The sequence below is a fragment of the Aneurinibacillus danicus genome, from assembly GCF_007991215.1.
Lineage (GTDB): Bacteria > Bacillota > Bacilli > Aneurinibacillales > Aneurinibacillaceae > Aneurinibacillus > Aneurinibacillus danicus.
In genome coordinates this window covers 1-3,412 of the sequence record NZ_BJXX01000208.1, presented here as the reverse complement: position 1 = coordinate 3,412, position 3,412 = coordinate 1, and the positions used below count along the sequence as shown (strand labels likewise).

Annotated in this window: 3 protein-coding genes; all 3 read left to right on the top strand. The window is 41.1% G+C overall.

All coding sequences use genetic code 11. From position 1 onward, the window contains the following. Positions 1 to 131: 131 nt before the first annotated feature. The 3 genes from ADA01nite_RS20400 to ADA01nite_RS20390 all read left to right on the top strand — a co-directional run bounded on the left by ADA01nite_RS20400 (position 132) and on the right by ADA01nite_RS20390 (position 3,265). On the top strand, positions 132 to 764 hold the full coding sequence (locus ADA01nite_RS20400) for a TetR/AcrR family transcriptional regulator (RefSeq protein WP_146812276.1): 633 nt from the start codon (positions 132 to 134) through the stop codon (positions 762 to 764). Between the two features lie 134 nt (positions 765 to 898). Then, positions 899 to 2,428, top strand: a complete 1,530-nt coding sequence (locus ADA01nite_RS20395; RefSeq protein ID WP_170230402.1) for a 4-hydroxyphenylacetate 3-hydroxylase family protein — start codon at positions 899 to 901, stop codon at positions 2,426 to 2,428. A gap of 297 nt (positions 2,429 to 2,725) precedes the next feature. Continuing rightward, complete coding sequence (locus ADA01nite_RS20390; protein ID WP_146812274.1) at positions 2,726 to 3,265, top strand: isochorismatase family protein; 540 nt, start codon at positions 2,726 to 2,728, stop codon at positions 3,263 to 3,265. Positions 3,266 to 3,412 lie beyond the last annotated feature (147 nt).

Here is a 3,412-nt window from a genome sequence, read left to right as displayed (position 1 = left end):
TAACTTATTTATCTGATTTATTTAAATATTATTTGACAAAAGCAAAACGTTATTAGTATAATTTATCCAAGGCTGACTAGTCAGTTGGCTTAAGCTGAAAAGCTTCAACTAGCAAGTAAAGAGGGAATAAAATGAGCGGAACACACACAGAAGAGTATATCGTAGAAACTTCAGTTAAAAATCCGGAGCTGGTTGAGAAGAGAAGGGCCGAAATTATTGATGCTGCAGTCAAAGTTTTTTCAGAAAAGGGTTATCATGCAACAACAACCAAGGAAATAGCGGATTTAGCAGGAATGAATGTAGGAACTATGTTTCAATATGTAAAAAATAAGCAGGACATTTTGTATCTTGTTTGTTGCCATATTCATTCACTCATTGAACAAGATTTGTATGCAGTTGCAGTAGAGGATCTTAATCCAATGGAAGTGATTTCGAAATCCGTTACCGCTCTTTATCGTATTGTGGATCAAGTTTCAAGTTATGTTGTTCTCATGTATCAGGAAACCGCTTCGTTAGATAAAGCGGCCCGAAGCTCATTCCTCAGTCGAGAACAAAGATTATGCAGGCATCTTGAGAACCAAATCAAGAAAGGTATAGATATGGGACTTTTTAAGATCGATCCTGAATCGGTTTCTCTTATAGCAGAAGACATTCTTGTCCAGGCTCAAATGTGGGCTTTTCGACGGTGGTCCCTATCGAAGAAATTTACCCTAGAGGATTATATTGCCACAAGAATTAAATTACTAAAAACTCTTTTGCAATAAATCATAAGAGTTTTTCCTTTAACCAAATTCCAACTAACTAGTCAGTATGAAAAAAAGGGGGGGTGATCGGCTTCTGGTTTTGTTCGCATTTTTATTAACTGACTAATCAGTAAATAAGAGGAGGAGAGATGAGCATGAAACTTATGACTGGTAAGGACTATGTTTTAAGCCTTAAAGAGTACAATCCTGATATTCAAGTGAAGGGGAAGAAAGTTAAAAGTGTTGCAGACGAACCTTTGTTTAAACCGGGTATTAACGCTATAGCCGTCACCTACGAGTTAGCACATCAAAAGAAACATCAGGATATTATGTTAGCTACCCTGGAAGATGGAACAAAGGTAAACCGATTAAACGCCCTTGATTTTAGTACAGACGATTTATTGAAGAAACTGGAAATGACTCGTTTGATCTGTAAGTGGACTGGGTGTGGACAACGTTACCTTATGCACGATGCACTTGGGGCTTTGGCCGAAATCACTGCCACGATGGACGCGGATAAAAACACTGACTATTTTTCAGTGTTTAAGGATTATCTGCTGCATGTTCAGAAACATGACCTGACATGTGCAACGGCTGTAACAGACGCAAAAGGGGACCGAAGCAAACGGCCTCATGAACAAGCCGATCCAAATTTGTACGTGCACGTAGTTGAAAAAAATCAGAAAGGAATTATTGTCCGTGGAGCAAAAGCCAACATAACCGGTGCTCCTTATGTCCATGAATTTATTGTTCTGCCCACCCGTGCCATGCAGAAAGAAGATGTGGACTATGCCGTGTCTTTTGCCGTTCCTGTTGATGCCCCGGGTTTAAAAATCATTGCAAAACCGGCAGGGCGACCGGAAGACACCGAAGCTCCTTTTAGCTCTAATTTTGGGCAATCGACTGCACTGGTAATCTTTAACGATGTATTTATTCCTTGGGACAGGGTTTTTCTGTGCGGTGAATGGGAATATGCTGGAAAATTGGCCGAGGCGTTTGCTAATCATCACCGGCATTCTTGTATTGGTGCCCGTGCCGGACTGGGAGATATGATTATCGGGGCATCGGCGCTTATGGCCGAGTACAATGGCCTTCCTCATACTGATGTTCCGCACATTCGTAGAAGTATGGGCGAACTCATTCGAATTACTGAAGGATTTTACGCAACGGGAGTCGCAGCTTCTGTTTATGGACACAAAACGGTGGCCGGAAATTTCGTGCCGGATTCCGTGCAATCCAATATTGGAAAACTGATGTTAGCGGAACAAGTCTATGATATTTTCCGTATTGCACATGAAATCAGTGGAGGTATCGTTGCAACGGCTCCAACTCCGGAAGATATTGCGATACCGGAAGCTGGAGAATTGATTGATCGGTACCTGGTTGGAAAGCATGGTGTAACTGCGGAAGAGCGTATAAAAATGGCACGGTTTATCGAAGATTTGACAGCCTCAAAGGAAGGCGGTTTTTACTCCATCATCAGCCTTCATGGGGGAGGATCGCCAGAAGCAATGCGGATGTCAGCGGTTCGAAATTATGATTTTGAAAGTCAAAAGGAACATATTTTACACAAATTGGCATGTTTTGCGAAATTAGAAGGAACCTGCAAGGGATGTGAAACATGTGTCAATGACGAGCTCTGCGAACAAGAATGTGAGTCAGCCATCGCTATTGAGGATCATTGATCAAAACATTTCCGATGAATTTGATAATGGATAAGGAAAACGAAATCTACATGCTGGATTAGTAAGCAAACTTGAGGGACTATGAACAAACCTGCCGCTCTATGGGTTGGCAGGTTTGTTGAACACGCTATTCTTCATTTTCTCAGAACTATCTAACCTGCTTAAGTCCAATTTGCATGATAAGATCATTAGGAATCAATAACTATGATTGTTTTTATGCTTATGCTGCGTTATCCTGAAATTGATGTGTAACGGTTTTGAGTTATTTTCATTCCAACAAATTTGGAGGGCGCGGATATGCTTAGTGAAGAACAGACGTTATTGGTAGTGGTTGATGTACAGGGAAGATTGGCGAGAATTGTGCATGAAAGTGAAACATTAATAGGAAATTTAGAAAAATTGATTCAAGGGGTGCAACTTCTTGAGATTCCCATCATATGGGTTGAACAGTATCCTGAGGGATTGGGATCAACAGTTGAGGAAGTGGCACAATATTTGACAGGACTCAAACCGATTCGAAAAGTTTCTTTCGATGCATGCAGAAACGAAACATTTATCCAGGCTGTAAAGGCAACGGGACGACGGCAATTATTGATTGCAGGCATTGAAACTCATATCTGTGTTTACCAGACGTCAGTAGGATTGAAAGCGTTGGGGTATGAGGTTCAGGTTCTTACAGATGCGGTATCTTCCCGTACCTTGGCTAACAAAGAAATTGGACTGGAGAAAATGAAATCAGCCGGAATTGCATGGACGAGTATTGAAACCGCGCTATTTGAATTAATGAAAACTGCAGAAAGCGATCGGTTTAAACAAATGATCAAATTGCTCAAATAATACCAAGGCGTTCAGTTCCATCCCCAGCCGATCATTCTTCTGGTTGTGTTATCCTATGCTAAAGCCGCTCGATTGAGTGGCTTTTTTCTGTGAAAATCGTGAGAAAAGAAGGAGAGGGAAGAGGAAAAAAGATCCAGGGAAGAAAAA

Excerpts from the sequence above, each read along its gene's own strand:
- ADA01nite_RS20400 (WP_146812276.1), top strand. The coding sequence starts at position 132 with ATGAGCGGAACACACACAGAAGAGTATATCGTAGAAACTTCAGTTAAA.
- ADA01nite_RS20395 (WP_170230402.1), top strand. The coding sequence starts at position 899 with ATGAAACTTATGACTGGTAAGGACTATGTTTTAAGCCTTAAAGAGTAC.
- ADA01nite_RS20390 (WP_146812274.1), top strand. The coding sequence starts at position 2,726 with ATGCTTAGTGAAGAACAGACGTTATTGGTAGTGGTTGATGTACAGGGA.